This is a genomic window from Streptomyces sp. NPDC041713 (genome assembly GCF_055591085.1).
Genome location: NZ_JBVIZY010000015.1, coordinates 90,361 through 116,904 on the forward strand (window position 1 = coordinate 90,361; position 26,544 = coordinate 116,904).

The 26,544-nt window shown below is 72.4% G+C and carries 26 protein-coding genes; 14 read left to right on the top strand and 12 right to left on the bottom strand.

Going from position 1 to position 26,544, the window contains the following annotated elements; all coding sequences use genetic code 11:
- Nucleotide 1: 1 nt before the first annotated feature.
- The 3 genes from ACZ6CV_RS32595 to ACZ6CV_RS32605 all read right to left on the bottom strand — a co-directional run bounded on the left by ACZ6CV_RS32595 (nt 2) and on the right by ACZ6CV_RS32605 (nt 3,251).
- Entirely contained in the window at nt 2-1,270 is a 1,269-nt protein-coding gene (locus ACZ6CV_RS32595) for a beta-ketoacyl-[acyl-carrier-protein] synthase family protein (RefSeq protein WP_469254857.1), read from the bottom strand.
- On the bottom strand, nt 1,267-2,913 hold the full coding sequence (locus ACZ6CV_RS32600; RefSeq protein WP_469254859.1) for a class I adenylate-forming enzyme family protein: 1,647 nt from the start codon (nt 2,911-2,913) through the stop codon (nt 1,267-1,269). Before ACZ6CV_RS32600 ends, ACZ6CV_RS32595 begins: the two co-directional genes overlap by 4 nt.
- A gap of 71 nt (nt 2,914-2,984) precedes the next feature.
- Nucleotides 2,985-3,251 carry an acyl carrier protein gene (locus tag ACZ6CV_RS32605; protein ID WP_098245803.1) on the bottom strand — a complete coding sequence of 89 codons (267 nt, stop codon included), beginning with the start codon at nt 3,249-3,251 and terminating at the stop codon, nt 2,985-2,987.
- 18 nt (nt 3,252-3,269) lie between these two features.
- Between ACZ6CV_RS32605 and ACZ6CV_RS32610 the strand changes: the two genes are divergently transcribed.
- Nucleotides 3,270-3,938, top strand: coding sequence for a 4'-phosphopantetheinyl transferase family protein (locus ACZ6CV_RS32610; RefSeq protein WP_469254861.1), 669 nt, complete (start codon nt 3,270-3,272; stop codon nt 3,936-3,938).
- Between the two features lie 7 nt (nt 3,939-3,945).
- On the opposite strand, the gene ACZ6CV_RS32615 is transcribed toward ACZ6CV_RS32610, so the two are convergent.
- Nucleotides 3,946-5,352, bottom strand: coding sequence for a class I adenylate-forming enzyme family protein (locus ACZ6CV_RS32615; protein ID WP_469254863.1), 1,407 nt, complete (start codon nt 5,350-5,352; stop codon nt 3,946-3,948).
- A gap of 289 nt (nt 5,353-5,641) precedes the next feature.
- Nucleotides 5,642-6,721 (bottom strand): alpha-hydroxy acid oxidase, encoded by a 1,080-nt coding sequence (locus ACZ6CV_RS32620; RefSeq protein ID WP_469254865.1) that lies wholly within the window; start codon nt 6,719-6,721, stop codon nt 5,642-5,644.
- A gap of 172 nt (nt 6,722-6,893) precedes the next feature.
- Here ACZ6CV_RS32620 and ACZ6CV_RS32625 point away from each other — a divergent pair, with 172 nt between their 5' ends.
- The 8 genes from ACZ6CV_RS32625 to ACZ6CV_RS32660 all read left to right on the top strand — a co-directional run bounded on the left by ACZ6CV_RS32625 (nt 6,894) and on the right by ACZ6CV_RS32660 (nt 14,357).
- Nucleotides 6,894-7,538, top strand: coding sequence for a TetR/AcrR family transcriptional regulator (locus ACZ6CV_RS32625; RefSeq protein ID WP_469254867.1), 645 nt, complete (start codon nt 6,894-6,896; stop codon nt 7,536-7,538).
- A gap of 96 nt (nt 7,539-7,634) precedes the next feature.
- The gene (locus tag ACZ6CV_RS32630) at nt 7,635-8,585 is read left to right on the top strand and encodes an alpha/beta hydrolase (RefSeq protein WP_469254869.1); all 951 of its coding nucleotides are present in this window, start codon (nt 7,635-7,637) and stop codon (nt 8,583-8,585) included.
- 4 nt (nt 8,586-8,589) lie between these two features.
- A complete protein-coding gene (locus ACZ6CV_RS32635) occupies nt 8,590-10,014 on the top strand; it encodes an aminotransferase-like domain-containing protein (RefSeq protein WP_469254871.1) in 1,425 nt (474 codons plus the stop codon).
- A 146-nt stretch (nt 10,015-10,160) separates the two neighbouring features.
- The gene (locus tag ACZ6CV_RS32640; RefSeq protein ID WP_469254873.1) at nt 10,161-11,072 is read left to right on the top strand and encodes a TIGR03086 family metal-binding protein; all 912 of its coding nucleotides are present in this window, start codon (nt 10,161-10,163) and stop codon (nt 11,070-11,072) included.
- A gap of 19 nt (nt 11,073-11,091) precedes the next feature.
- Complete coding sequence (locus ACZ6CV_RS32645; RefSeq protein WP_469254875.1) at nt 11,092-12,066, top strand: ferritin family protein; 975 nt, start codon at nt 11,092-11,094, stop codon at nt 12,064-12,066.
- Nucleotides 12,056-12,415 carry a holo-ACP synthase gene (locus ACZ6CV_RS32650; RefSeq protein ID WP_469254877.1) on the top strand — a complete coding sequence of 120 codons (360 nt, stop codon included), beginning with the start codon at nt 12,056-12,058 and terminating at the stop codon, nt 12,413-12,415. Before ACZ6CV_RS32645 ends, ACZ6CV_RS32650 begins: the two co-directional genes overlap by 11 nt.
- On the top strand, nt 12,412-12,837 hold the full coding sequence (locus ACZ6CV_RS32655; protein ID WP_469254878.1) for an acyl-CoA thioesterase: 426 nt from the start codon (nt 12,412-12,414) through the stop codon (nt 12,835-12,837). The genes ACZ6CV_RS32650 and ACZ6CV_RS32655 overlap by 4 nt, the downstream gene beginning before the upstream one ends.
- Nucleotides 12,834-14,357, top strand: coding sequence for an AMP-binding protein (locus ACZ6CV_RS32660; protein ID WP_469254880.1), 1,524 nt, complete (start codon nt 12,834-12,836; stop codon nt 14,355-14,357). Before ACZ6CV_RS32655 ends, ACZ6CV_RS32660 begins: the two co-directional genes overlap by 4 nt.
- A 79-nt stretch (nt 14,358-14,436) precedes the next feature.
- On the opposite strand, the gene ACZ6CV_RS32665 is transcribed toward ACZ6CV_RS32660, so the two are convergent.
- Both ACZ6CV_RS32665 and ACZ6CV_RS32670 read right to left on the bottom strand, forming a co-directional pair.
- Nucleotides 14,437-15,111 carry a response regulator gene (locus ACZ6CV_RS32665; RefSeq protein ID WP_469254882.1) on the bottom strand — a complete coding sequence of 225 codons (675 nt, stop codon included), beginning with the start codon at nt 15,109-15,111 and terminating at the stop codon, nt 14,437-14,439.
- A complete protein-coding gene (locus ACZ6CV_RS32670; protein ID WP_469254884.1) occupies nt 15,108-16,415 on the bottom strand; it encodes a sensor histidine kinase in 1,308 nt (435 codons plus the stop codon). The genes ACZ6CV_RS32665 and ACZ6CV_RS32670 overlap by 4 nt, the downstream gene beginning before the upstream one ends.
- A 157-nt stretch (nt 16,416-16,572) precedes the next feature.
- On the opposite strand from ACZ6CV_RS32670, the gene ACZ6CV_RS32675 reads away from it, so the two are divergent.
- Nucleotides 16,573-16,779 carry a hypothetical protein gene (locus tag ACZ6CV_RS32675; protein ID WP_469254885.1) on the top strand — a complete coding sequence of 69 codons (207 nt, stop codon included), beginning with the start codon at nt 16,573-16,575 and terminating at the stop codon, nt 16,777-16,779.
- A gap of 23 nt (nt 16,780-16,802) precedes the next feature.
- On the opposite strand, the gene ACZ6CV_RS32680 is transcribed toward ACZ6CV_RS32675, so the two are convergent.
- Entirely contained in the window at nt 16,803-17,249 is a 447-nt protein-coding gene (locus tag ACZ6CV_RS32680; RefSeq protein ID WP_469254886.1) for a guanyl-specific ribonuclease, read from the bottom strand.
- 204 nt (nt 17,250-17,453) lie between these two features.
- Between ACZ6CV_RS32680 and ACZ6CV_RS32685 the strand changes: the two genes are divergently transcribed.
- Nucleotides 17,454-18,194, top strand: coding sequence for an SDR family NAD(P)-dependent oxidoreductase (locus ACZ6CV_RS32685; protein ID WP_469254888.1), 741 nt, complete (start codon nt 17,454-17,456; stop codon nt 18,192-18,194).
- Nucleotides 18,195-18,301: 107 nt separating this feature from the next.
- Here the strand turns inward: ACZ6CV_RS32685 and alc are convergent, their stop codons facing one another.
- Nucleotides 18,302-19,417, bottom strand: coding sequence for an allantoicase (gene alc, locus ACZ6CV_RS32690; protein ID WP_469254890.1), 1,116 nt, complete (start codon nt 19,415-19,417; stop codon nt 18,302-18,304).
- A gap of 5 nt (nt 19,418-19,422) precedes the next feature.
- Nucleotides 19,423-20,763 (bottom strand): allantoinase AllB, encoded by a 1,341-nt coding sequence (gene allB / locus ACZ6CV_RS32695; RefSeq protein ID WP_469255003.1) that lies wholly within the window; start codon nt 20,761-20,763, stop codon nt 19,423-19,425.
- A 412-nt stretch (nt 20,764-21,175) separates the two neighbouring features.
- Here allB and ACZ6CV_RS32700 point away from each other — a divergent pair, with 412 nt between their 5' ends.
- On the top strand, nt 21,176-21,991 hold the full coding sequence (locus ACZ6CV_RS32700) for an IclR family transcriptional regulator (RefSeq protein WP_362365541.1): 816 nt from the start codon (nt 21,176-21,178) through the stop codon (nt 21,989-21,991).
- Between the two features lie 683 nt (nt 21,992-22,674).
- Here the strand turns inward: ACZ6CV_RS32700 and ACZ6CV_RS32705 are convergent.
- Nucleotides 22,675-23,154, bottom strand: a complete 480-nt coding sequence (locus ACZ6CV_RS32705) for a universal stress protein (RefSeq protein ID WP_469254892.1) — start codon at nt 23,152-23,154, stop codon at nt 22,675-22,677.
- 215 nt (nt 23,155-23,369) lie between these two features.
- On the opposite strand from ACZ6CV_RS32705, the gene yczR reads away from it, so the two are divergent.
- On the top strand, nt 23,370-24,848 hold the full coding sequence (gene yczR, locus ACZ6CV_RS32710; protein ID WP_469254894.1) for a MocR-like transcription factor YczR: 1,479 nt from the start codon (nt 23,370-23,372) through the stop codon (nt 24,846-24,848).
- Between the two features lie 155 nt (nt 24,849-25,003).
- Here the strand turns inward: yczR and ACZ6CV_RS32715 are convergent, their stop codons facing one another.
- Complete coding sequence (locus ACZ6CV_RS32715) at nt 25,004-25,315, bottom strand: DUF5955 family protein (RefSeq protein WP_469254896.1); 312 nt, start codon at nt 25,313-25,315, stop codon at nt 25,004-25,006.
- A gap of 220 nt (nt 25,316-25,535) precedes the next feature.
- On the opposite strand from ACZ6CV_RS32715, the gene ACZ6CV_RS32720 reads away from it, so the two are divergent.
- Nucleotides 25,536-26,408 (top strand): nucleotidyltransferase family protein, encoded by an 873-nt coding sequence (locus tag ACZ6CV_RS32720; RefSeq protein ID WP_469254898.1) that lies wholly within the window; start codon nt 25,536-25,538, stop codon nt 26,406-26,408.
- Nucleotides 26,409-26,544 lie beyond the last annotated feature (136 nt).

Here is a 26,544-nt window from a genome sequence, read left to right on the forward strand (position 1 = left end):
TTTAACGCTTCTTGCGGCTGCTGGCCGTGCCGAGCAGCAGGCTGACGTTGTGCCCGCCGAAGGCGAACGAGTTGGAGATCACGGCGTCCACCCGCTGCTGCCGCGCCTCGCCCCGCACGTGGTCGAGGTCGCAGTTGGGGTCGACCTCGTCGAGGTTGTGGGTGGGCGGCAGGACGCCCCGGGAGAGGGCCAGGGCGCTGAAGGCCGCCTCCACCGCGCCGGATCCGCCCAGGAGGTGGCCCGTCATCGACTTCGTGCTGCTGACGGCGGGGGTGTTCGCCCCGAACACGGCCCGTACGGCCTTCGTCTCGGCGACGTCGCCGAGCTTGGTGGCCGTGCCGTGCGCGTTGATGTAGCCGATGTCCTCGGGGGTGAGGCCCGCGGTGCCGAGCGCGCCGCGCATGCTGTGCGCGGCTCCGTCGCCGTCGGGGCGCGGCGCGGTGGGCCGGTGGGCGTCGGTGGTGGCGCCCCAGCCGAGGAGGTCGGCGTAGCCCGCGGCGCCCCGGGCGTCGGCGTGCTCGACGCGTTCGACGACGAGCACGCCGGCGCCCTCGGCGAGCACGAAGCCGTTGCGGCGCCGGTCGAAGGGGCGGCTGGCGGCCTCGGGATCGTCGCCCCAGCCCTGGGCCAGCGCCCTGGCGTGGGCGAAGGCGAGGGCGGATGTCGGGTTGAGCGGGGCCTCGGCGCCGCCGCAGACCACCACGTCGGCCTCGCCGTAGCGGATCAGCCGGGCGGCCTCCGCGACGGCGTGGGCACCGGCGGCGCAGGCGGTGGCGATGGCCGAACTCCAGCCCCGTATCCCGTGTTTGATGGCGATGCGGGCGGCCGCCATGTTCGGCAGCATGCCGGGCAGCAGGTACGGGCTGACCGCGGTGGGCCCGCGCTCCGCCCTGGCCTGCGTCTGCGCCTCGTACGTCGAGAGTCCGCCCGCGCCGCTGGAGACGACCACGGCGACCCGGTGCGGGTCGACGTCGCGGCCGACGACCAGGCCCGCGTCGGCGAGCGCGTCGTCCGCGGCGGCAAGCGCCATCAGGGCGTAGCGGTCGACGAGCCGGCCCTCGCTGGGCGGCAGCACCTCGCGCGCCTCGATGCCGGGCGCGATGCCCGCGACGTCGATGCTGCCCGCGAGGAGGTGGTCCTCGGGCGGCCTGCGCAGCCCCGACTTGCCGTGGCACAGCGCGTCGAAGTTCTGCGCGGCGCCGCGGCCGAGCGGGGTGAAGGCGCCGAGGCCGGTGACGACGGCGCCGGGCCCCGTGCTGGGACGGGTCATGCCGCCACCCCCGCGGGGGCCTGGGCGGAGAGCAGTTCGCCGTCGAGGAAGCGCCGGCGCAGCAGGATCTTGCGGACCTTGCCGGTCGCGCCGAGGGGGATGCGGTCCGGGCTGACGACCACCACGCGCTCGACGGTGGCGGCGACTTGGGGGTCCAGGGCGGCGAGCACCTCGGGGGTGCGGTCGGCCTCCTGGTCGGCCTGCGGGTCGAGGAGGAGCAGGACGGAGGTGGCGACCCGCCCGTCGGTCCTGACCGCGACGACGGTGCATTCGAGGACGTCGGAGCAGTCCGCGAGGACCTGCTCCTCGCAGAGCATGGTGAAGAGCCTCTTGCCGTCGCCCAGATCGACCGAGTCGACCATGCGGTCGACGTGGTAGTAGTAGCCGTCCTCGTCGCGGAAGACCAGGTCGCCGGTGAGGAAGTAGCCGTCCCTGCGCGTGCGGTAGGTGGTCACCGAGTCGTTCCAGTATCCGAGCGAGAGCGTCGGTGCGCTGATGGCGAGCTGGCCCACCTGCCCCGTGCCGAGCTTCTCGCCGGCGTCGTCGACGACCGCCACGTCGGAGAAGGCGTGCGGCTTGCCGATGCAGCGGCCGTAGCGGCTGGTGTCGGGTGTGTGGGTGATGTGGAACTGGGAGTGTCCCATCTCCGTGGAGCCGAGGCCGTCGACGAAGAACGAGCCCCGGGTGCGGACTCGCCCCTCGCTGGTGACGGACTCGCGGGTGCCGACGGCGATGAGCTTGCGGATGTGCGCCTCGTGCGCGCAGTCCCCGGTGTTCCACCAGGTCCGTACGGAGTCCATGACGCGGGTCGAGAGGTCCTGGCCCGCAAGCTCCGACCAGGTGGTGGCGAAGCCGAGGACGGCGTGCGGCCGCCAGGACTCGATGGCGTCGAGCACCGGGCCGCCGGACTGCTGGGAGAGCACGGCGAGTTGGGTGCGGTTGGTCAGCGCGAGGTTGACCGCGATGACGGTGGCCGCGTGCGCCGAGGGCAGCGCGCCCAGCATCCGGTCGATGCCCTGGCCCTTGGGGAGCGAGAGCCGGTGGCGGATGGCGGCGAAGAGGCTGTGGTGCGAGTGGGTCACGGCCTTGGGCAGCCCGGTGGTGCCCGAGGAGTGGGTGATGACCACCGGCTCGTTGCCGTGGTGGCGGTAGGCCTTGGGCGCGTCGGCCGGGTCGCCCTTGCCGAGGTTGGCCGGCTCCGCGAGGAGCGGTGTGCCGATGTCCAGGTCCTTGAGGGAGCCCCAGTGCGCGGCGTCGGCGATGACGCCCACGGCCCGCAGCCGCTTGATGTACTCGCCCGCCTGTTCGGCCGGGACCCGCCCGTTGACCAGGGCGGGGATCGCGCCGAGACGCGCCAGGGCGAGGTAGCCGAGCACCTGGTCGGCGCCCGCCGTCACGAAGACGGCGACCACGTCGCGGGGCCTGACCCCGAGGGCGTGCAGGGCCGCGGCGCGGGCCGCGACCCGCTCGCCCAGCTCGGCGAGGGTGAGGGCACGCCAGGCGGGGTGCCCGTCGACCTCGGTGTCGAAGGTGATGCTCGGGGCGTCGAGGCCGGTGCCCCGTTCGAGCAGCGTGGTCAGCACGTTGCCGACGCCGAGACCTTGGTCACCGGCGAGTTCTGCGCGCTCGTTCTTGGGATGCATTCCCCGTTGTCTCCACTCTCTGGATCGTGCTCTCGGCGTACGGCCCGCGTGCCGGGACGGTGTTCGGAGACTCAGCCGGCCGTCGCCGCAGACGCGGACGCCCGCTCGACGATCTCCTTGACCAGGCCGGAGACGGTCAGGAGCGCGACGGTCTCCATCTCGTCCTCCTCGAACTTCACGCCGTACGTGTCCTCGACCTGGATGGCTATCTCCGCGACGGAGAGGGACTCGAGGTCCAGGCCGGCCGGGCCGAGCGGGGTCTCGCCGGTCACGTCGGAAACGTCGTAGTTCATGTTCTGCAGGGCCTCGATGATGAACTTCTCAACCTCAGCGGACATTTGATTGACTCCCGTTTCATGTACAGGCATCCAGGCGGTTCCCCGGACGCGGTGACGGTGCTGTGGTGCGCCACGGACGGCGACGAGCGGCGCCGGGCGCACACCTTGGTGGTGCGGGCCGCGGCCGGTCTGATCGGTGTCGCGCCGTCCGAGATCTGGTTGGAGCACGAGGCCGGGGGCCGCCCGGTACTGGGCGGTGCCGGCAGGTCGTTGCACGTGAGCGTCGCTCACGGGCGCGGGGCGCTGGCCGTCGCGGTGACCGGCCTCGCCCCCGTGGGTGTGGACGTGGAAGTGGTACGGCGGCTGCGTGCCGCGGCGCTGGCCCGGGCGTGGCTGGACCCCGCCGAGGCGGCCTGGGTCACGGCACTGCCCGAGGACGAGCAGTCGGTGGCGTTCTTGTGGCTGTGGACGCAGAAGGAGTCGGTCGGCAAGGCGCTCGGCCGGGGGCTGCGGCGCGGCGGCATGAGCCGCCGGGTGCCGCTGCCCGGTCAGTGGCCGCCCGGTGACGACGCTCCTTCGGCGCCGCGGCGGTTGCCCGGTGATCCGGATGTCGTCTCCACCGCTGTCCGGGTGGACGGCGGGCGGCGCGTCGTCGGTGTCGCGTTGCACGGGGGCGCCGGCGACGCCCCGGGCGCGGGCGACGTGCGCCTCGACGTCCGTGAGGTGTCCGTGGCGGAGGTGGGCTGAGTCGGGGTCAGACCCCGGCGGCGGACCGCGCGGCGGCGCGCAGCACGTCGGCGTTGCGCACCGGCTTTCCGGTCGCGGTGCGGGGCAGTTCGGGCAGTACGTGCAGGGTGCGCGGCCGCTTGTAGGGGGCGAGCCGGCCGGCGAGACAGTCCGCGAGTCCGTCGAACACGGCTCGTTCCTCGACCATCACGAAGGCTTCGATGCCGGTGCCGTGGACGACCACGGCCTCGGTGATGCCGGGCAGGGCGCTGATGGACGCCTCGATCTCCGTGAGGTCCACCTTGAGTCCGCCGACGGACACCTGTGAGTCGAGCCGGCCGAGCACGGTGAGGAGTCCGGTGGCGTCGTCGTGGCTGCCGGCGTCCTTGGTGTGCAGCCAGCCGTCCACGAAGCGGGTGGGGTCGGACGGTCCGACGTAGGGGGAGGTGGGCAGGGCGAGCAGGATCTGGCCCTCGTCGACCCGTACCCGCATGCCGGGCGCGGGTGTCAGGCCCGGTCGGGTGGTTCCGGTGAGGTCGGTGGCGATGACGCCGGCTTCGGTCATGCCGTACATGACGCCGAGTTCGGCGTCATAGCCGCGGGTGAACCGCTCCCGGACGTCCGGCCTGACGAGTTCGCCGCCGGTGATCATGCGGCGCAGCTGGGGCAGTCGGGGCGGGTTCTGTGCGGCGGCGAGGACCGTCGCCTGCGAGGGGACTCCGAGGATGGTCGTCGGTTCGTCTCCCGCGGCGACCGCCTTGAGGATCCCGTCGACCGTCTGGCGGGCGGGCAGGACCACTTGGGCACCGCACGCGAGGCCGTACAGGAGGCCGCCGACCAGGCCGAGCACGTGCACGATCGAGGCGAGGACGACGATGCGCTCGCCCCGGCGGGGGTAGCCGTCGAGCCTGCCGTACCGGTCGATCTCCGCGAGCAGGCTGCCCGCGGTGCGTCCGATGACCTTGGAGGGGCCGGTGGAGCCGGAGCTGAGCTGGAGCAGGATGTGCGGCGTGGCGGCCGGACGGCCGGTGCGCAGGGGGGTGATCCGGGAGGTGACGTCGAAGAAGCCGCGGAGCGTGCCGCTGACGTCGGTGACCGGCTCGACGACGAGTTGCGGTGTCAGCCGCGCGATGGCCTTGCCCACTTCGTGGGTGGTCAACCGGTAGTCGAGGAGGGCGACTTGGGCGCCCGTACGCCAGCCGGCGAGCATCGCGACGATACAGCTGAGCGAGGGCGGCAGCCGCACCGCGACCACGCCTCCCGCGGTCAGTCCCGCCGCTTCGAAACGAGCCTGCTCGGCGGCGACGAGCTCGCGGAGTTGTGCGCGGCTCACGGCTTCGCCCAGCTGCAGGGCGATGTCGCTCCCCTCGCCCTGGAGCAATATGTCGTCGACCCAGGCGCCTTCGGTGCACCGTTTCGGTGCCGTTTCCCCCACTGGAATCCCCACCCATCTGAAAACCCGCGAACAACCCGAATGCCTTCGTGACGACATTGTCCATATACATGTCGGGCAGGTGGTCGCCACAACCCCACGGTGTCAGAACCACCGTTTCCCCTGGGCGACACCTCCATCGTTGCTCACTACCATCGAGTAATCAAGTGACGATTTCTGTTAAATAACTACTTCCAAGTAAGTTCCTTTCAGGGCATGCCGAATATCCCGGCCACCCCGATAAATGGGCGAACGGGAATCGACTCAAGCAATTACAGGCAAAGAGCCCGTATCAATGATGAAGAATTCCTGAATTCCCGAAGTCCCCCACTCGTGGCGCCCCCATGAGCGCCATCACTTCCTCGAACTCGTCCATCAGGACCCGGAGTACGCCGGCGACGCCCGCGGCCCCGGAATGCGCGAGCCCCCAGAGCACGGGGCGTCCCACGAATACCGCGTCGGCACCGAGACAGAGCGCCTTCGCGATGTCCGCGCCGTGCCGGATCGCCCCGTCGAGGATCACCCGGCAGCGCCCGTCCACGGCCTCGACGATCCCTTCGAGGGCCTCGACGGCCGGGACGGCGAAATCGAGCTGGCGGCCGCCGTGATTCGAGACGACGAGCGCGTCCACACCGTATTTCACAGCGAGTTCGGCGTCCTCGGACGCGAGAACACCCTTCAATACCAGGGGCAGAGAGGTGCGTTCACGGAGCCAGGCGAGATCGCTCCAGGTAATGGACGGGTCGAACTGCTCCCTCGAATGCCGGGCAATGGCGGACTCGCCCGCCGCGGCCCCGTGGGACGCGGCCATGACGGCCGGGTCGACGTTCACCGCGCGCATGCCCGCGGGAACGGCGAAGCCGTTGCGCGCGTCCCGCGGGCGATGTGCCACGCGCGGCGCGTCCACGGTCAGCACAAGCGCCTGGTAACCGGCGCCCTCCGCCCGTCGTACGAGCTCCGCCAGCACTTCCCGCCGCCTGAGCCAGTACAGCTGCAGCCACAGGGGCCCGCTCGCCGCCTCGGCGATGTCCTCCAGCGTGCGGCTCGCGAACATGCTGACGGTGAGCGGCACACCCGCCGCGCCGGCCGCTCGCGCGGTCGCCACCTCGCCCTCGGAATGCGCCAGTTGGTGGTAGGCCATGGGCGCGATGCCCAGCGGTGCGGCCCACCGCGAACCCAGCAGGGTCACGCCGGGGTCGCACGTGGAGACGTCGACGAGACAGCGGGGGCGGAGCCGGATCCGGTCGAGCGCGGCACGCCCCGCCGAGAGCATCGACTCGGTGCCGCTGCCCCCTTCGAGGAAGTCCCACACGGGCCCCGGGAGGCGCCCCTCCGCCTCGGCCCGGTACTCGCGCAACGTCAGCGCCGCCACAGTTCGTCTCCCCCGCATCCCCGTATCCCCTCGACCGTGCGCCAAACTAAACGCACGGCCGTACAGTAACTGTACTCTTGCACAAAGCCCGCACGGTCGTCCACTTAGTGGCACGCACTGTCCGACCGTTGGGACACGGACCCCCCGACCAGGGGGATTGAGGAGGTGGTGGGTGACCACGACCCGCACCGACGGGCGGATCGCACGCGGAAACCAGACCCGGCAGGTGATCCTGCGACGCGCCGTGGAGATCGCATCGGTGGAAGGCCTCGAAGGGCTGTCCCTGGGGCGTCTGGCGGGCGAGTTGGGGCTCAGCAAGAGCGGCGTCTTCGCCCTCTTCGGCTCGAAGGAAGAGCTGCAACTGGCCACCGTGCGCGCCGCCATCAAGATCTACATCGAATACGTCGTGCAGCCCAACCGTGAACTCCCCTCGGGAATACACCGGTTGTGGAGCCTGTGCATCAGCTGGCTCACCTACTCCGAACAGCGGGTCTTCCCCGGCGGCTGCTTCTTCTACTCCGTCTCGGCGGAGTACGACGCACGCGAGGGCAAGGTCCACGACACGGTCGCCGGCGCCCACGGCAGCTGGTTCACCTATCTCGAGCAGTCGATCGCGGAGGCGAGGGACGCGGGTGAGGTCCGCACCGACACCGACATCCCCCAACTCGCCTTCGAGCTGGTCGCCTTGCTGGAGATGGCCAACTCCGAATCCGTGCTGCACGCGAACTTCACCTGCTACGCGAGAGCGGCCGAGGGCATCCTGAACCGGCTGCGCGCCGTCGCGACGAAACCGTCCCTGCTGCCCGACACACCTTGATCCTCACCACACCTCGACACGCACCACACCTTGACCCTCACCACACCTCGACACGCACCGCGGTCGACCGGACCGCGGCTCTGGCCCGGAGGCACCATGGCATTCGATCCACAACTCCAGGCGCTGTACGACCAGCGCGCGGCGCAGGGGGTCCGTCCCCTGTACACCATGACCCTGCAGGAGGCGCGGGCCGCCGACCTCGCCGCCATCCAGGCCGACTCCGGGTCCCCGGAGCCGGTGGCGCGGGTGACCGACGAGTCGATCCCGGGGCCCCAGGGCCCGCTTCCCGTGCGCGTCTACCGGCCCGCGGGCGAGGGCCCGTTGCCGGTGCTCGTCTACTACTTCGGCGGCGGCTGGACCCTCGGCTCCCTCGCGACCAGCGACGCGATCTGCCGGAGCCTCGCCAACGCCGCCGGCTGCCTCACCGTCGCGGTGGGCTACCGCCTGGCGCCCGAGCACAAGTTCCCCGCGGCGCCGCAGGACTGCCTCGCCGGTCTGCGCTGGGCGGTCGAGCACGCCGGGCGGCTCGGCGGCGACCCCGCGCGGGTGGCCGTCGGCGGCGACAGCGCGGGCGGCAACCTCGCCGCGGTGGTCTCGCTCATGGCGCGCGACGCCGGGGGCCCGGACATCCTGGCCCAACTGCTGGTCTACCCCAACACCGACCACCTCGCGGACACCGCGTCGCGCCGCGAGAACACCGATCCGCTGCTCTTCAACGACAAGTCGGTGCAGTGGTATTGGGACAACTACCTGGCCTCGCCCGAGGACGGTCTGAACCCCCTGGTCTCCCCGCTGCGGGCCCCAGACCACTCCGGTCTCCCGCAGGCCCTGGTGATCACCGCCGAGTACGACCCGCTGCGCGACGAGGGCGAGCAGTACGCGGAGCGCCTGCGCGACAGCGGCGTACCCGTCGAGGCCACCCGCTACCCGGGCGTGGCCCACGGCTTCTTCGCCATGGCGGGGACGCTGGACGTGGGCCGTCGCGCCATCGAGCAGGCGGCCACCTATCTGCGCACCGCCTTCGCCGACGCCCCGAAGAAGGACTGACCCCATGGCAGACACGACGTCGGACACGACGGCAGACATCGCAGCAGACATCACGGCAGAACCCACCGCTCCCGCATCCGCCACACCCGCACCCGCACCCGCACCCGCACCCGCGTCAGGAGCGCTCGACCTCGGCGAACTGCACGGCTCGCTCACCGATCCGGTGCTCGACGCGATGAACTTCCTCAACGAGGTCGTCGCGCGCTTCCCCGACGCCGTCTCCTTCGCGCCCGGCAGACCCTCCGAGGGCACGTTCGAACCCGAGGACCTCGCACGCCATCTCCGGTCCTACGCAGACCACTTGGAGCGGGAGCGCGGATGGACGCGTGACCAGGTGCGCACGGTGCTCTTCCAGTACGGGCGCACCAACGGCATCATCCACGACCTCATCGCCCGCACCCTCGCCAACGACGAGGGCATCGTCGTCAGCCCGGAGTCGGTGGTCGTGACGACCGGCTGCCAGGAGGCGATGCTGCTCACCCTGCGGGCCCTCTTCGCGCGCCCCGAGGACACCCTGCTCGTCAGCTCCCCCTGCTACGTGGGGGTCACCGGCGCCGCACGCGTGCTCGACATCGCCGTGCGCCCCGTCGCGGAGGGCGCCGCGGGCCCGGACCCCGACGCGGCCCTGGCCGCCGTGCGGGAGACCCGGGCCGAGGGACGGCGGCCGCGCGCCCTGTACGTGGTCCCGGACTTCGCCAACCCGTCCGGCGCGAGCATGACCGTCGCCGCCCGCGAACGGCTCCTGGAGATCGCCGCCCAGGAGGACCTGCTGATCCTGGAGGACGATCCGTACGGGTTCTTCGTGCGGGAGGGTTCGGCGCGGCCCACCCTCAAGGCCCTGGACCGCGCACGCCGGGTGCTGCACCTGGGGTCGTTCTCGAAGACCGCGCTGCCCGGCGCGCGCGTCGGCTACGTGGTGGCCGACCAGGAGGTGGTCGGGCCCGCGGGCGAGCGGACGCTGCTCGCCGACCAGCTCTCGAAGATCAAGAGCATGACGACGGTGAACACGTCGGCCATCGGCCAGGCCGTCATCGGCGGGTTCCTGGTCGAGTCCGGCTGCCGGCTGCGCGAGGCCAACGCGGAGGCCATCGCGTACTACCGCACCAACCTCAACACCCTTCTCACGGAGCTCGAACGGCACTTCCCGGCCGACCGCCGGCGGGAGCTCGGGGTCGACTGGAACCGCCCCGACGGCGGCTTCTTCCTCGTCGTACGCGTCCCGTTCGTGGCGGACACCAAGGCCCTGGAGCACTCCGCCCGCGCCTTCGGTGTGCTCTGGACGCCGATGAGCGACTTCTACCTGGCCGGCGGCGGCGACCACCAACTCCGGCTCTCTTGCAGCGCGCTGACGCCGCGCCAGATCCGCGAGGGCGTGGGCAGGCTGGCCGCGTTCATCACGGAACGGGCCGCGGAGGCGGCGGCCGGCTAGCCGGGCCCCCACTCACCGGCGCATCCGGCGCATCCCCGATAACTAAACGTACGGTCGTGCTATTGTTTTTCTGCCCGGGCACCGTGGGGACACGGCGACGTGCGCCGCGGTCGCCCTCCTGGGCACCACTCGCCGAAAGGATCCCCATGGACGTCCGGAAGCTCGACAGGACGGCCGTACTGGAGAGCGTCCGCATCCTGGAACAGGCGACACCCGAGGACTGGGCGGCGCCGACTCCGTGCGCGGACTGGAACCTCCGTGAGCTGGTCGCGCACATGGCCGGCCAGCACCGCGGCTTCGCCGCCGCGGCGGCGGGCGGCGGCGCGGACCTCTCCGTGTGGCGGCCCGTCGAACTCGGCGACGACCCGGTGCGGACCTACCGCGCCGCCGCCGACGAAGTCCTCGAAGCCTTCGCCCAACGCGGCGTACTCACGCGCGAGCTCGCCCTGCCGGAGATCAGCACGACGATCACCTTCCCGGCCCCGGTCGCCATCGGGTTCCACTTCCTCGACCACGTCGTGCACGGCTGGGACGTGGCGCGGGCCATTGGCCTCGACCCGCGTCCCGACGACGACGTCGCCGAGGCCGCGCTCGTCTTCGCGCTGCGGGTGCCCGACGACGAGCGCAGGCTCGGGCCCGGCGCGCAGTTCCGTCCCGCGCTGACCCCGGCCCGAGGAGCCAGGACGCTCGATCTCGCCCTCGCGGCGCTCGGGCGCACGCCCGACTGGACCGCTCCGGCCACCCGCCGGCAGCGCGCCCGAGACATCACCGCAGCATCGACCCACAGGGAGACATCCATGCTTGCCGACCTCAGGACCCACGTCGCGCGCCGGCTCGGCCTGCCGCAGGAGGAGGTCTTCGACGGACGGCCGCTCTCCGCCGTCCTGGTCGCGTCGCCGGACGCCATCAACTCCATCGACCTGCTCGACGCGTTCGCGGGCGCCCTCGCCGACACCGGGGTCGACGACGACGTGGAGCTGCCGACGATGACGCTCGACCACACCGCCGAGGACGTCGTCACGGCGCTGGGCAAGCAGCTCGCCACCACCACCTCCTGACCGGAAGGCGTCCCGACCCATGCTGATCATGACCGACATCGTCAAGGAGCTCCGCGCGGGAGCCACCGTCAGCGATGTGCTGCGCGTCCAGCAGAGCTACCACGAGCAGCGCCGCTGGGGCACCGACGCCCTCTTCGACGGCCGCAGGCTGTCCCGGCCCGCCCCGGGCGACAAGGCGGCGCTCTGGCACGCCTCGCGCGCCGAGCTCACCACCCAGCCCGCCGGCATCCGGCTCGCCGTGGACGGCGTCAAGCTCGCCAACGAGATACGCGAGACCAACCCGCTCGGCGCCAACGTCCTGCACATCGCCGCGGCCTGGTCGGCCCGGTACTGGCTGGAGGAGGAGGCGCACCACGAGGTCGCCTTCGGCCGGCTCATGGAGATGGCGGGCGTCGACCCGATCGACGAGGACGAGGTGATCGAGCACCGGGGCGCCTTCCCCACCGACAACTACGCCCGGGTCTGCATCCTCCAGGCCTGCGTCGAGATCGAGGCCTGCGTCTCGTACGGCTGGCAGTCCCGCACCACGGAGGACGGCCTGGTGCGCGACGTCTTCCACACGATCATGAAGGACGAGGTGCAGCACCGGCAGTACTTCGCCTCCTTCGCCAAGGCACTCGTCGAGTCCGGGGTCTACCCCATCAAGGACGTCCTCTCGATGGCGTACACCTGGGTCCGCCCCGACGGCGGCGAGACGTTCGGCTCGGCCCGTGCGGCGCAGACCGAGCGCGAGGGCTTCGTCAACTGGTGGGAGCGGACCCGCACCGCCGAGGAGGAGTTCGGCCTCGGCGACGACGCCCTGCACGAGGGCTCGGTCCACATGAAGAAGCTGACCAGCGTGTTCGCCCTGGTCCGCGAGGTGACCGGCATCCACACCCAGTCGTACGAGGACCTCAAGCGTGCCTACTTCGCCAGCCTGCGGACGAACGATGTCGACCGGATTCGATCTGCAGTCCGTGACGGAGCTGCGCGAGAAGCGGCACTTGCTCGCTAGTGGCGCCCTGTTCACCGAGGGCGAGCGCGCGCACTGCCGCTCCCGCCCGAACCCGGACGCCTCCCTGGCAGGCCTCTTCGCGGCCAAGGAGGCGTTCGTGAAGGCACTCAGTTCGATGGGCGGCGGGCCCGCGCACACCTTCCCCGAGGTCGAGGTGGTGCACGGCCCCGCGGGCCAGCCCCGGGTGCGCCTGCACGGAGGGATCGCCGCGTGGTGCCGGGAGCGGCTCATCGACGTCGAGCTGTCGATCAGCCACACCGGCGACCTGGCGGGCGCGGTCGTGGTGCTCCTGGTCCGGCCGCCGAGCGAGGGAAGGGACACCGCCATGACCAAGGGACACACCCCATGACCACCGCCCCCTCGCCGACGCTGGAGCACGCCTGCGAAGTCGCCCTGCGCCCCAACGACTTCGACTGGGCCGGCCACCTCAACAACAGCGTGTACGTACAGCTCCTGGAGACGGGGCGCTGGGAGTGGGGCCGCGCCTGGGGCGGTGACCTGCGCGAGGACGCGCCCGTCGCCGTGGTCCTGCAGCTGCGCCTCGACTACCTGGAGGCGGTCGGCTGGGACCCGGTCGGCCGGCTCGTCGTGCGCACCTCGCTGGCGGAGCGGACCGCGTACAGCTTCACACTCGTCCAGGACGTCGAGCGCGCCGACGGCACCGTGGTGGCCAGGGGCCGGGTCCGGCTCGGGCTCGTGGACCGCGGCACCAAGCGGATCCGGCGGGCCGACCTCGACGCCCTGCTCGACCTCCCGAGGAGCACGCCATGATCGCGACCACCCTGCAGGAGGCCCTCGCGGAGCAGTCCCACCGTGCGGAGGCCACCGTCACCTTCGGCACCTCCGCCCGGCGGGAGCGCCTGACGTACCCCGAGTTCGCCGCGCAGGTCGCCGCGGCGGCCGGCGGCTTCGCGGACCAGGGGGTGCGCCGCGGGGACCGGGTGCTGCTGCGCGTCGGCAGCTCCAGGGAGGGGGTGCTCGCCCTGCTCGGCCTGATCCACCTGGGCGCGGTGCCGGTCTCCGTCAAGCCGCACGTGCCCGGGGCGGCCGTCGAGCGGTACTTCGCCGCGGTGACGCGTCAGCAGGGCGCGCGCCACGGCTTCCGCGTGTCCGGGCCCGGCCTGACCGGGCTCCGGCTCGTGCTGCGCTCGGGGGACGCGCCGGGGCCCGCGCCGGGCGGCCCGGAGGACGTGGCCTTCATCCAGTACACCAGCGGCTCCACCGGCATGCCGCGGCCCATTCCGCTCAGCCATCGGGCCGTCCTCGGCAACATCGAGGCGATCAGCGACGTCGCGGGCATGAAGCCGGGCCACGCGGGCCTCATCGCCCTGCCGCTCCATCACGACATGGGCCTCATCGGGGTGCTGACCTCGCTGGTGCGCGGCATCGACCTGGTCGTGGAGGAGCCGGGCACCTTCCTGCGCAGGCCGCTCGCCGCCCTGCGCCTGGTCCGCGACGCGGAGGCCGTGCACAGCGCCTTCCCGGACTTCATGCTGCGCTATCTGGCGGCGCGGATCGGGGAGGCGGCGGGGCAGGAGGCGCCCGACGCCGGGCTGTTCGGCGCCTGGCGCACGGTCTTCTGCGGGGCCGAACCCATCCGCAAGCCGTCGATCGACACCTTCGTCGGCGCGACCCGCGGCTGGGGCTTCGACCCGACGGCGCTGGTGTTCTGCTACGGCCTCGCCGAGGCCGCCCTGATGGCCACCTCGCACCGTTACACGGACGCGGAGACCGGCTTCCACACCGAAGGGCCCGTCACCACGGCGTGCCTCGGCGCCCCGATGCCCCGTCTCGACCTGCGGATCGTCGACGCGTCGGGCCGGGAGTGCGCGGAGGCCGAGGCCGGTGCCGTACAACTGCGCGGCGCCACCCTCTTCAACGGGTACGACGGGACCACCGATCACCGCGTCGCCTGGTTCGACACGGGTGACGTGGGGTGCCTGCGGTCGGGCCGGCTCCATCTGAGCGGCCGCAGGAGCGACCGCGTCAGCGTCAACGGCGTGAACGTCTTCGCCGCGGACGTCGAGCAGTCGGCGACGGAGCTGCCCGGTGTCGCCGAGTGCGTGGCGCTGCCGTACGAGGATTCGTTCGCCCTGGTCGTGGTGGCCCGACGGGGCGAGCACATCGACCCGTCCGATGTCGCCCACCGGGTGACGGCCGACTTCGGCCTCGCCCCGCGGTCCGTGGTCGAGGTCGCGCACAGCGCCGTCGCACGCACCGCGAGCGGTAAACCTGCCCGCACGCACATGGCCGCGCTCCTTGATCAGGGGGTCCTGGGCCGCCCGTCCTAGGGCCGTTCGTTCGGATCAGCCCCTAGGTCATCGCCGGCCCTCGCCCTCGCCGTGCGGGTCGTCCCTGCAGCGGCTCCGCTCAGACGTCCTGGTCGTCCAGCAGACCCGCGTCGTGCACCAACAGGGCGACCTGCACCCGGTTGTTGAGGCCCAGCTTCGTCAGGATCCGCGAGACGTGCGCCTTGACGGTGGCGACGCTCAGATACAGCTCGGCGGCGATGTCCGCGTTGGAGCCGCCGCGGCCGACCGCGACGGCGACTTCGCGCTCGCGCTCCCCCAGCGTCTCCAGCCGCTCCAACGCCCGCCGCCTGCGGTCCAGTTGGGGATCCACCCCGGTCACCTGGGTGATCAGCTGCTGGGTCACCGTCGGCGAGAGCACCGGTTCGCCGGCGGCCACCGCGCGGACCGCCGCGACGATCTCGGCCGGCGCGGTGTCCTTGAGCACGAAGCCCGCCGCGCCCGCACGCAGCGCACGCAGCACCTGCTCGTCGGCGTGGAACGTGGTGAGGACGATGACCTCCGGCGCCCCGGGCCGCCGCCGCAGCGCCTCCGTGGCCGCGAGGCCGTCCATCGTGGGCATGCGGATGTCCATCAGGACGACGTCCGGGCGGAGTTCGCCGACGAGCGGAGCGACCTCGGTGCCGTCGCCCGCCTCGCCGACGATCTCGATGTCGTCCGCGCCGCCGAGCATGAAGGACAGTCCTGCGCGCACCAGCGGATCGTCGTCCACGAGCAGCAGCTTGATCGGTTTCATGACGCCCACGGTAGCCAGGCCTCCAGGTGGAATCCGCCGTCGGGCCCGCGCGCGTGCGAGAGCCTGCCGCCGGCCAGCGAGGCCCGTTCGGCGAGCCCGATCAGGCCCTGCCCGGAGCCGGGCACCTCGGGCACGTCGCCGGGCGGCGCGGGGTTGCGTACGGTCAGGGTCAGGCCCGCGCCGGGCGTGCCGTCGACGGTCACGGTCACCTCGGCGCCGGGGGCGTGTTTGCGGGCGTTGGTCAGGCCTTCCTGCGCGATGCGGTAGGCGGTGCGGCCGAGGGCGGCGGGCACGGCGGCGGGGTCCGCGACGCGGCAGTCGAGGACGGCCTTCATGCCCGCGTCGCGGGACTCGGCGACCAGCGTCTCCAGGGCGGCCAGCGTCGGCTGGGGGCGGCCCGCGACGTCCGCCTCGCCGCCCCGCAGGACGCCGATCACCTGACGCAGGTCCTGCAGCGCCTCGTGCGCGCTCTCCCGGATGACGCCCGCCGCCCGGACGATCTCGGCGCGGGGTGCGTCGGGACGGAACTCCAGGGCCCCGGCGTGCACGCTGAGCAGGGTGAGGCGGTGCGCGAGCACGTCGTGCATCTCGCGGGCGATGCCCTCGCGGGCCAGGCGCTGGGCCTGTTCGGCGCGGAGCGCGGCCTCGTTCTCGGCGCGGACGGCGCGGTCGCGCAGGCTGAGCAGGAGCTCGCGGCGGGAGCGTACGAACATGCCCCAGCCGGTGACCGCCGCGCTCGCCAGGACGCCGAATCCGACGGCGACGCCGTAGGGCATGTCGCGGTCGGGCCGCAGCCAGAACGTGAGCGGGACCACCGCGATCGAGGCGCCGCCGATCCACGCGACGTACCGGAACGGCCGGTGCACGGCGAGCGTGAAGAGCGCCACCGCGGCCGCGCCGCCCGCGGTGTCCGAGGCGACCCCGACCGGCACCATGGCGAGCGCGAGCCCGGTCGGCCACCGCCTGCGCAGCCAGACGGCGGCACAGGCGAGCGCGCCGACGACCTGGTCGAACTCGGCGTACCCCGGGGAGACATGCGGGTTGGCGCTGACGGCGTCGGCGCCGAGCATGCCGATGAGGACGGCGGCGCAGAAGCAGCTGAAGTCGACGAGCCAGTCGCGCGCGGTCCGCCTGGACCTGCGCCCCGCGCGGGCCGGGTCGAACTCCCTGGCGATGGCGGAGGGCAGCGTCCAGGGACGGCTGCCGGGCAGGCCGCGGCCTCCCGCCGCGGAGGCGCCGCCGTCCCGGGGGCCGCTCGCGGGCGCTTCGGACTCGATGCGCCGCGTGGGGTCAGTGCCGCTCATGGTCGACAAATCTACGCACCCGTGGCGGCCCCGCCCGCGTCCCGCGCAGGACCGTCGACCAAAGTCGCGCGGGCCGTCGACTTTCGGACCGCCCGCGGAAAGGATCCTCGCCCCGCGGCCGATGCCCGTGGCCGGGGCGCGGAGCGAGGATCTCCGCATGAAGCAGCTACTGGAGTTTCTCGGTGTGATCCTGCTGTTCCAGGGCGTGGGCGGCCTGGTCGACAGGTTCACCGGCGCACTGCGCGGCTGGGGACTCGTACAGCGCCTGGACTTCCTCGACGGCTACGAGATCTACGCGAGCGTGGCCCTGATCGTGCTGGCCTGCGCGCTGTTCGCGGCCGCGCGGAGCGAGGGGACGGACTGAGGCCCCGCCCGAGAACCGTCCGTTCAGCAGCCGTGGTCGACCAGGTCGAACGACGCGTAGTGGTCGGCGGTGTAGTAGTCCTCCTGGTTCTTCTCGCCGGTGACGATGCGGCGGGCGCCACGGTCCTCGGAGCCCGGCGTGATGACCGTGTATTCGTGGTAGTAGCCGGAACCCTGCTGCGGCAGCACGTTCTCGCGGTTCTGGAAGACGGTGCCGTCCTGCGGGAACGGGTAGGGGCCGCCCTTGTCGATCAGGTCGAGCGTGTCGTGCGCCTGAGAGGGCAGCGCGGAGTAACAGATGTCGCCGACCGCGGTGATCGCGTACGGGACCGGGGCGTACGAGACCGGGGCGGTCGAGGCGGCGGGGGCGGCCGGGGCGGCGGTCGCCGTGACCGCGGCGGGGCCGCCGAGGAGAAGGGCGGCGGCGAGGGCGGTGGCGCCGAGGAATCGGCTTCGTGGGGGGATTCGCATGGGTCCAGTGTGACGCGCGTAGAGGTTGGCGTGTCAACGTCAAGTCTGTGAAGTTTTCCGGGAGTTCACCACCCGTCACCACCCGGCAACCCGGCCGCCCGGCCACCCGCGGAGAACCGTGTCCGATGACCGCCAGCCGACACCCCCGCGAGTGACTTTCATTGAACCCGCAACCACTGAAAGTCACTCGGAAGAGGTTCGGACATGTCTTCTCTCAACGGCAGGACCGCCCTGGTCACCGGCGGCAGCCGCGGCATCGGCGCGGCGATCGCGCTGCGCCTCGCCGCGGACGGTGCCGACGTCGCGATCACCTTCGTACGGAACGAGGACGCGGCCCGCGAAGTCGTCGCGAAGATCGAGTCGATGGGCCGGCGCGGCTTCGCGATCCGGGCGGACGCGGCCGACGCCGGGGACGCGGCGGGCGCCGTGGAGCGCGCGGCAGACGACCTGGGACGCCTGGACATCCTGGTCAACAACGCGGGGATCGGCGTACTCGGCCCGATCGGCGACCTGACGCTCGGCGACGTCGACCGGGTACTCGCCGTCAACGTGCGCTCGGCGTACCTCGCCTCCCAGGCGGCCGCGGGGCTGCTGCGCGACGGCGGCCGCATCGTCTCCGTCGGCACGGCGCTCGCCCGGTACGCGGGCGGGCCCGGCGGCACCCTGTACGCCCTGAGCAAATCGGCGCTGACCGGCATGACCAAGGCGCTCGCGCACGAGCTCGGCGGGCGCGGCATCACCGTGAACCTGATCCACCCGGGCCCGATCGACACGGAACTGAACCCGGCGGACGGGCCGTTCGCGGAGCCGCAGAAGAACAACACCGCGCTGGGCCGGTTCGGTTCGGCCGACGAGGTGGCGTCGCTGGTCGGCTATCTCGCCGGCGACGACGCCGCGTACCTCACGGGCACCGAACTCGCCGTGGACGGCGGCCACTCGGCGTAACCCGCCGCATGTGCCGTGATGTGTCGCACCGTTCCGTGCCGCGGACATGAGAGTGGGGCGCACCGGGGCTGTCCACCCGGTACGCCCCACGTTCGGGGGGGGGCGGATCAGCCGCCCAGCTCCTGGTGACGGGCGGCCAGCTTGGCCGAGCCGTCCTCGGTCAGCGAACCGAACAGGCGCAGCCGGGAGATGCCGCCGTCCGGGAAGATGTCGACGCGCACGTGCGTGCCGACGACCGGCGCGGCGAGGACGAAGCGGTGGTTGGTGTCGGGCTGCAGCCGGGTGCGGGGCAGCGCCTCGGTCCACTCGCCGCTCTCGCCGTCCCGGACGGACAGGGCGGCCCAGCCGGCGGAGTTGCCCTTGAGGTAGGCGGTGTCGATCTCGACGACGCGGACCTCGGCCTGCTGGACGAGCCGGTAGCGGATCCAGTCGTTGCCGTTGTCGCGGCGGCGGCGGGTCTCCCAGCCGTCGTCCATCTTGCGGGAGCGGCCCGGCTGGATGGTGTTGGTGGCCGGCGAGTAGAAGCGGTCGGAGGCGTCCTCGACCTGGCCGCCGTTCTCCAGGGCGACGACGTCGAACGTGCCGAGCGCGGCGAGCCACGCGGGGTCGGCGACGACCTCGCCGTACACGCGCAGGCGGGCGATGCCGCCGTCCGGGTGCTGGTTGACGCGCAGGTGCGTGAAGCGCTGCTCGACGTCGACCGCGAAGCCGTTGGCCGCGTGGCCGCCGACCGGCGTGCGCGGGACGATGGTCGTCCACTTCACGTCGTCGGCGAGGAGCTCCTCGGGGGTCGGCGAGCCGTCCACGCTGGTGCCCTCGACGGACACGGCCTGCGGGTAGTTGCCGCGGAAGTGGGCGGTGTCGATGACGATGCCGCGGATGACGCCCGGGGCGCCGAGGCGTACGAGCGCCCAGTCGTGGTCGTCCGCGGTGGGCCAGGGGTGCTCGCCGGAGACGCCGCGCCGACGGCGGGTCTCCCAGCCGTCCATGACCTTGCCCTTGTGGCCGAAGTGCTCGGGGTCGAACACCGCGGGGTGCGCGAGCAGCAGGTTCTCGCGCATCGCGAAGAACTCGTCGTTGGCGGCGATCACACCGGCGCCGAGCTGACGGTCGGCGAGGTTGGCGTACTGGGTGAAGGGGAAGTCGGCCGTGCGGTAGTCGGCGTAGGGCTCGCCGCCGCCGTAGGGGCTGGCGTCGCCGGTGAAAGAGGGTATCGCCGTCACGGTGATCAGTTGTTCCTTTCCAGAAGACGGCCTGCGGGTTCGCTGAACTCGCCGCCGTGCAGGATGCGTTCGCCGCGCAGCCAGGTCGACTTCACGACGCCGCTGAGGGTCTTGCCCGCGTACGCCGTGACCCGGTTCCGGTGCTGCAGCTCCGCGGGGTCCACGGTGAAGGTCTCGTCGGGCGCGAGGACCGCGAAGTCGGCGTCCCGGCCGGCCTCGATGGCGCCCTTCTGGTCGAGTCCGACCAGCTGTGCGGTGCGCGCCGACATCCAGCGCACCACGTCGTCGAGGCTGTGGCCGCGCTTGCGGGCCTCGGTCCAGATCGCGGGCAGGCTGAGCTGGAGCCCGGAGATGCCGCCCCACGCGGTCGCGAAGTCGTCGGTCTTGAGGTCCGCGGTGGACGGCGAGTGGTCCGTCACGATGCAGTCGATGGTGCCGTCGGCCAGCGCGTCCCAGAGCAGGTCCTGGTTGGCGCCCTCGCGGATGGGCGGGCAGCACTTGAACTCGCTGGCGCCGTCGGGGACTTCCTCGGCGGTCAGGGTCAGGTAGTGCGGGCAGGTCTCGACGGTCAGCTCGACGCCCTCGCGCTTGGCGGCGGCGATGAGCGGCAGCGCGTCGGAGGAGGACAGGTGCAGGACGTGGATCCGCGCGCCGATCCGCTTGGCGACGGCGATGAGCCCCTCGATCGCGGTGTCCTCCGAGATACGGGGACGGGTCTCGAGGTAGTCCGCGTACTTGGGGCCGCTCTTGTGCGGGGCGGCGTCCAGCTCGTGCGGGTCCTCGGCGTGCACGATGAGGAGTCCGCCGAACCCGGCGATCTCGGCCATCGAGGTGGCGAGCTGGTCCTGGTTCAGCTCGGGGAACTCGTCGACGCCGGAGGGCGAGAGGAAGCACTTGAAGCCGTAGACGCCGGCGTCGTGCAGCGGCTTGAGGTCCTGCACGTTGTCGGGCAGGGCCCCGCCCCAGAAGCCGACGTCGATGTGCGCCTTGCTGCGGGCGACGTCCTGCTTGGTGCGCAGGTTGTCCACCGTCGTCGTGGGCGGCAGGGAGTTGAGGGGCATGTCGACGAGGGTGGTGATGCCGCCGGCGGCCGCGGCGCGGGTGGCGGTCCAGAAGCCCTCCCACTCGGTGCGGCCCGGGTCGTTCACGTGGACGTGCGTGTCGACGAGGCCGGGCAGCAGGGCGTCGTCGCCGAGGTCCTCGAGGCGGGCACCGGCCGGCACGGCGGCGTCGTACGCGTCGACGGCCACGATCCTTCCGCCGGAGACGGCGACCGAGGCGGCCCGCGTCCCGTCCGGGGTGACGACGCGGGTCGAGCGGAGCACCAGCTCCACCTTCGCATCCATCGCCGCGTCCACGTCCACGTCCTTGTCGGACACCCGCGTCCCCTCTCTGCTCTCTTCTCTTCCGCTACACAGACCTTTTGGTTCCGCTTAACGGAATTCAACGTTCTGTTGAAGGAGTTTTCACGCTTGTGTCTCCGACGTCAAGGGTCGACTTCGCCACCCGGGACGCCCCGCCGGGGGTGACACTCCTTGATTCCGGTACGGACTGGACGTTTCCACAACGTGGAATTAGAATTCCGCTCACCAGAACGTAGCTACGCACAACGCGAGCGCCGACGGGTCGCGGGACAACCCCCGCGAGACACGGACAAAGGCCCCCTGACCGGCGACGACGGCCCGCCGCGCGAGACCCTGCGCGAAGAACCGAACGGTAGGCTGCTTCCTTGCCCGCCAGCACCGAAAGGAACGCGCCGTGCCGACGTCAAGCGCCAGCGACGCCCCTGCTGAAATCGCCGCCACCAAGACCCCCGCCGCCAGCGGTGGTGTCCAGTCCCTCGAGCGCGCCTTCGATCTGCTCGAGCGGATGGCGGACGCGGGGGGCGAGGTCGGTCTCAGCGAGCTCTCCGCCAGCAGCGGTCTTCCGCTCCCCACCATCCACCGCCTCATGCGCACGCTGGTCGCCTGCGGGTACGTGCGCCAGCAGGCCAACCGCCGCTACTCGCTCGGCCCCCGCCTCATCCGCCTCGGCGAGTCCGCGTCCCGCCTGCTCGGCACGTGGGCACGGCCCTACCTCGCCCGGCTCGTCGAGGAGACCGGCGAGACGGCGAACATGGCGCTGCTCGACGGCGACGAGATCGTGTACGTGGCGCAGGTGCCGTCCAAGCACTCCATGCGCATGTTCACCGAGGTCGGCCGACGCGTCCTGCCGCACTCCACGGGCGTCGGCAAGGCCCTGCTCGCGAACACCTCGCCGGACGAGGTACGGGCCCTGCTCGCCCGCACCGGCATGCCGGCCGCCACGGAGAAGACGATCACCACGCCGGAGGGTTTCCTCGACGCCCTCGAGGACGTGCGCCGCACGGGTTACGCGGTGGACGACAACGAACAGGAAATCGGCGTCCGCTGCCTCGCGGTACCGGTCCCGAACTCCCCCACGGCAGCGGCAATCTCCATCTCCGGCCCCGCGGGCCGCGTGACGGAGGCGGCCACGGACAAGATCGTGCCGGTGCTGCAGCAGGTGGCTGTGGAACTGTCGGCGGCTTTGGTCAGCGCGGGGCCTGGCTCCTGAGCCTTGGGCGGGCAGGTCGTGGCCCCTGGGCGGAGCCTGGGCCTGGGCCTCCGGCGAAGTGAGGGTGGCGCTCTAAGCGGGGTCTGACCCTGAGCCTCGGGTGTCGAGGCTGACGCCCTGGGCGGGGCCGGGGCCTGGGCCTGAGCCGCCGGGCGTGTTCAACTCCGGGGCGAGGGCTGGCTCTGCGCTGACTGGCACGCCACGCTCCGGTTCGAGAGCGGTGCTCTGGTCCGGGTGCGGTGCTCTCGTCCGCGTGTGCCGCCGCGCTCCGAGAGCGGTGCTCTGGCCTGACGGCGCCACCCGGCGTCGAGAGCGGTGCTCTGGTTCGGGTGCGGCGCTCTCGTCCGGGTGTGCCGCCCTGCTTCGAGAGCGGTGCTCTCACCTGACGGCGCCGCCCCGCGTTGCGAGCGGTGCTCCCTTTCGTGCACACCTCTCCGCGCCTGAGAGCGGTGCTCCGCTTTGGGTGTGCCGCTCCGCGCCGAGAGCGGCGCTCCGGTCCGCGCACACCTCTCCGCGCCGAGAGCACTGCTCCGCTCAGAGCACACCCGTCCGCCTCGAGAACACTGCTCCATTCCGGAGGAGCCGCTCCGCGCCGAAGGCGCCGCCCCACGTCGAGAGCGGTGCTCTCGACCGGGTGCCGCGCTCCGCGCCAAGAGCACCGCTCCCGCCCCCGCCCCCGGCGATCAGTGGCTTGCCAGGGCGAAGTCCTGTGGGGTCATTCTGCGGAGGGTGCGGCGGAAGCTCTTCGGGGTGCGAGGGGCCGGGACCGTGAGGACCGCGCAGGACGCGTGCGTACGGACGTGGCGTTGGGTGTGGCCCGTGCCGCGGCGGCCGGACCGCGTGCCCAGGACCAGGAGGTCGTCCGGGTGCGAGGCGAGCTCGCACAGCGCGCAGCCCGGGCGGGAGCGGACCAACCGGCGCTCGACCGTGACGCCGGGCGGCGCGCCGCCGAACGCCGCGTCGAAGGCTCGGTCGAGGCGGGCCTGCGCCTCGCCCCACCAGTGCCGGGCCCACTCCGGGTCCGGATGGCGCAGATACAGCGCCTCCCCCTCCGGCGGCTCCCACGCGAGCACCGCGACCAGCACCCGGCCCCCGCGCCGCGCCTGCTCCGCCGCGGCCCGCAGCGCCGCGAGGCTCGCGGGCGAACCGCTGGCCCCCACCACGACGCGCCCGCCGCCCGTACCTGATCGCCCAGCCAGCCGCCTCCTATCCGCCCGCTCGGCCCTCGCGGCGTCCGCTTTGCTTCCGTGCCCTGACATCGGTGCCCCTCCCCAGGCCAAACAGCCGACTGAAGCTCTCCGAGAGCCCTTCGAGCTCCCTGGAACGGAGTCTGTACTCTGATTGGCCTGGGGAGCAGGGCCAATCGGCGGGAGTTGGCATGGGTGGGGTACGTGTGGTCCAGACCGTGGACAGGCGGCTCGGCAGCCGTCAGCTGGCCGGGTTGCTGACCGGCGTCTCCGGGGAGCGCCCCGGCTACCGCGCCCTCGCGCAGGGCGTCCGCACCCTGCTGCTCGACGGCCGCATCCCGCTGCGCACCCGGCTGCCCGCCGAGCGCGAGCTCGCCTCGGCGCTGACGGTCAGCCGGGCCACCGTCACGGCGGCGTACGACGTGCTGCGCGAGGGCGGTTACGCGCGCAGCCGTCGCGGCGCGGGCACCTGGACCGAGCTCCCGGAGGGAGGCCGGCCGTCCAACGTCGCGGCGTTCCCGGCCGGGGACGACACGCTGGACCTCGCGTCCGCCGCACCCGGCGCCCCCGAGGCGGAACTCGCACAGGCCCTCGTCGCGGCCGGCGCGATGCTGGCCCGGCACGCGCCGACGCCGGGCTACCACCCGTACGGGATACCGGAGTTGCGGGCCGCCGTCGCCGACCGTTTCACGCGGCGCGGGCTGCCGACCCTCCCCGACCAGATCCTGATCACCACCGGCGCGCAGCACGCCCTGTCCCTGACGCTGTCCCTGCTCGGCGGGCAGGGCGACCGGGTGCTGATCGAGAACCCGTCGTACCCGAACGCCGTGGACGCGATCCGCGACGCGCAGTTGCGGGCGGTTCCCGTGCCGGTCACGGAGGACGGCTGGGACAGCGGGCTCGTCGAGTCGTCGCTGCGGCAGGCGGCGCCCCGTATCGCGTACCTGGTACCGGACTTCCAGAATCCGACGGGCAGTCTGATGCCGCGCGAGCAGCGGGTCCGCATTCTGGAGACGGCGCGCGCGACGGGCACGTGGCTGCTGATCGACGAGACCATCGCGGACATCGCACTTGACGTCACGCCGCCGCCTCCGTTCGCGTCGCTCGCGCCGCACGGGACGGGTGAACAGGTAGTGACCGTCGGCTCGTTGAGCAAGACGCACTGGGGCGGACTGCGCATCGGCTGGGTGCGAGCGGGGTCGGGGGTCATCACCGAACTCGCGACGAAGCGCGTGCCGAGCGACATGGCGACGCCCGTCATCGAGCAGCTGGTCGCGCTCCATCTGCTGCGCGGCATGGACGGCGTGCTGCGCGAGCGACTGGAACGGTTGCGGGTGCAGCGGGAGGCGCTCGCCGCGTCGCTGGCCCGCCATGTGCCGGAGTGGCGCTGGCAGTTGCCGCCGGGCGGGCTCTCGCTCTGGGTGGACCTGGGCCGCCCCATCGCGTCCTCCCTGGCGCGGGCGGCGCTGGCGCAGGGCGTACGGATCGAGGGCGGCGCACGCTTCGGCGCGGATCCGGGAACGCACGAGCACCGGCTTCGCATTCCGTACGTACTGCCACCGGAATGCCTGGACGAGGCGGTACGGCGCCTGGCGACCGCACTCACCGGCGACCTGCGGAGCACCGGCGACCCCACCACCGGCACCGGCCCCCGCCACTGGGTGGCCTGACCCGAACGGAAGACACGCGCCCGCGCGGAGCCCTCAGCCGATGCCGCGGATCCCTCAACCGATGCCGCGCAGCACGGAGCCGAGCTGCGGCGGCGGCAGCTACAGCTACAGCAACAGCAACAGCAACAGCAACAGCAACAGCAACAACGGCGCTGCTACCGGCCCGTCTCCCCGAACATCTCCACCGCGCCCCGCACCCCCGCGAGCCCCGCGGCCAGCGCGCTGACGGAGCCGATCGCGCCTGCCACCAGGAGCAGGGACCTGCGCATCCGGGGGATCTCGGGGGTGCCGCCGCGGGCCATCGCCGCGAGCGCGGCCAGTTCGTCCTCGGCGATGCCGCGGTCCGTGAACTCCGCCGGGTGCGCGGCGAGTTCACGGCGCAGGCGGGACACGGCGGAGCGCAGCTCCGCCACTCTCGGGTCCTCGTCCTCGCCGTTCACTCGCCTCTGCTCCACACTCCGCAACACGGTTCTCCCCCTCGCACGTCTCCGTGCGGCCGTTCTCGTGCATGTCTTCACCGGTCCGTCCAATGCTGGTCGGGCACCTGAGGACCGCGGGTCAGTAAACCGTTCCCGATAGCGATGCGCCACTTTGCGCATGCTGTGAACGCTGTGACTTTTGCGGCGTCGGCGAGTGACGTGATCTCCGTCTCGAACGCGGCGTCTCCGTTGGGTGTATCCAGGAGGCATGACGACTGAAGCGACGGACGCGCGGGCCGACGGTGCGGGAGCGGCGCAAGGAGCGGGAGCAGCGGGCGAAGTCGTGGGGCTGCTGCTCGCCGCGGGCGGTGGGCGGCGTCTCGGGGGGCGGCCGAAGGCCCTGCTGGAGCACCGGGGGCGGCCGCTCGTGGAGCACGCGGTACGGGTGCTGCGCGAGGCGGGGTGTGAGCGGATCCACGTCGTGCTCGGCGCCTCCGCCGACATCGTCCGCGCCCGCGCCTCGCTCCCGGGCTGCGTCCTGGTCGACAACCCGGACTGGGAGGAGGGCATGGGGTCCTCGCTGCGGGCTGGGCTCGACTCGCTCCGGAACACGGAAGCGGGCACGGCCACGGGCACGGACGCTCACGCGGGCACGGCCACGGGCGCGGACGCTGACGCGGGCACGGCCACGGGCGCGGACGCTGACGCGGGCACGGCCACGGGCGCGGACGCTGACGCGGGCACAGACACAGACACAGACACAGGCGCGCGCACCGCCACAGCCGCCGGCGCCGCCCTCGTCTCCCTCGTCGACCAGCCCGGCATCGGCGCCGCCGCCATCGCCCGCGTGCGCGCCGCGTACCGCTCCCCCATGACGCTCGCGGCCGCCTCGTACGAGGGGCGGCGGGGCCATCCGGTGCTCTTCGGCTCCGGGCACTGGGCCGGGATCGCGGCGCGTGCGGTCGGTGACCGCGGGGCGCGCGACTATCTGCGCGAGCACGCGTCGGAGATCGTCCTCGTCCCGTGCGGGGATGTCGCCGAGGAGTACGACATCGACACGGCGGAGGACCTCGCCCGACTGGAACCGGCCCCCGGAATCTCCGCCTCCGACACATCGGACGCCCCGGCCCACGTGGAGTGACCGGCGTGGCACTCAGCGACACGTTCTGTCGACGAAGAGAATCTCGACATCAACAAACCATTGAACTTCCACTATGAGGAAACTAGTATCCACTGACCAGAAGGCCCGTTACCTCGGACGGGGCCCGCAGCCGTAC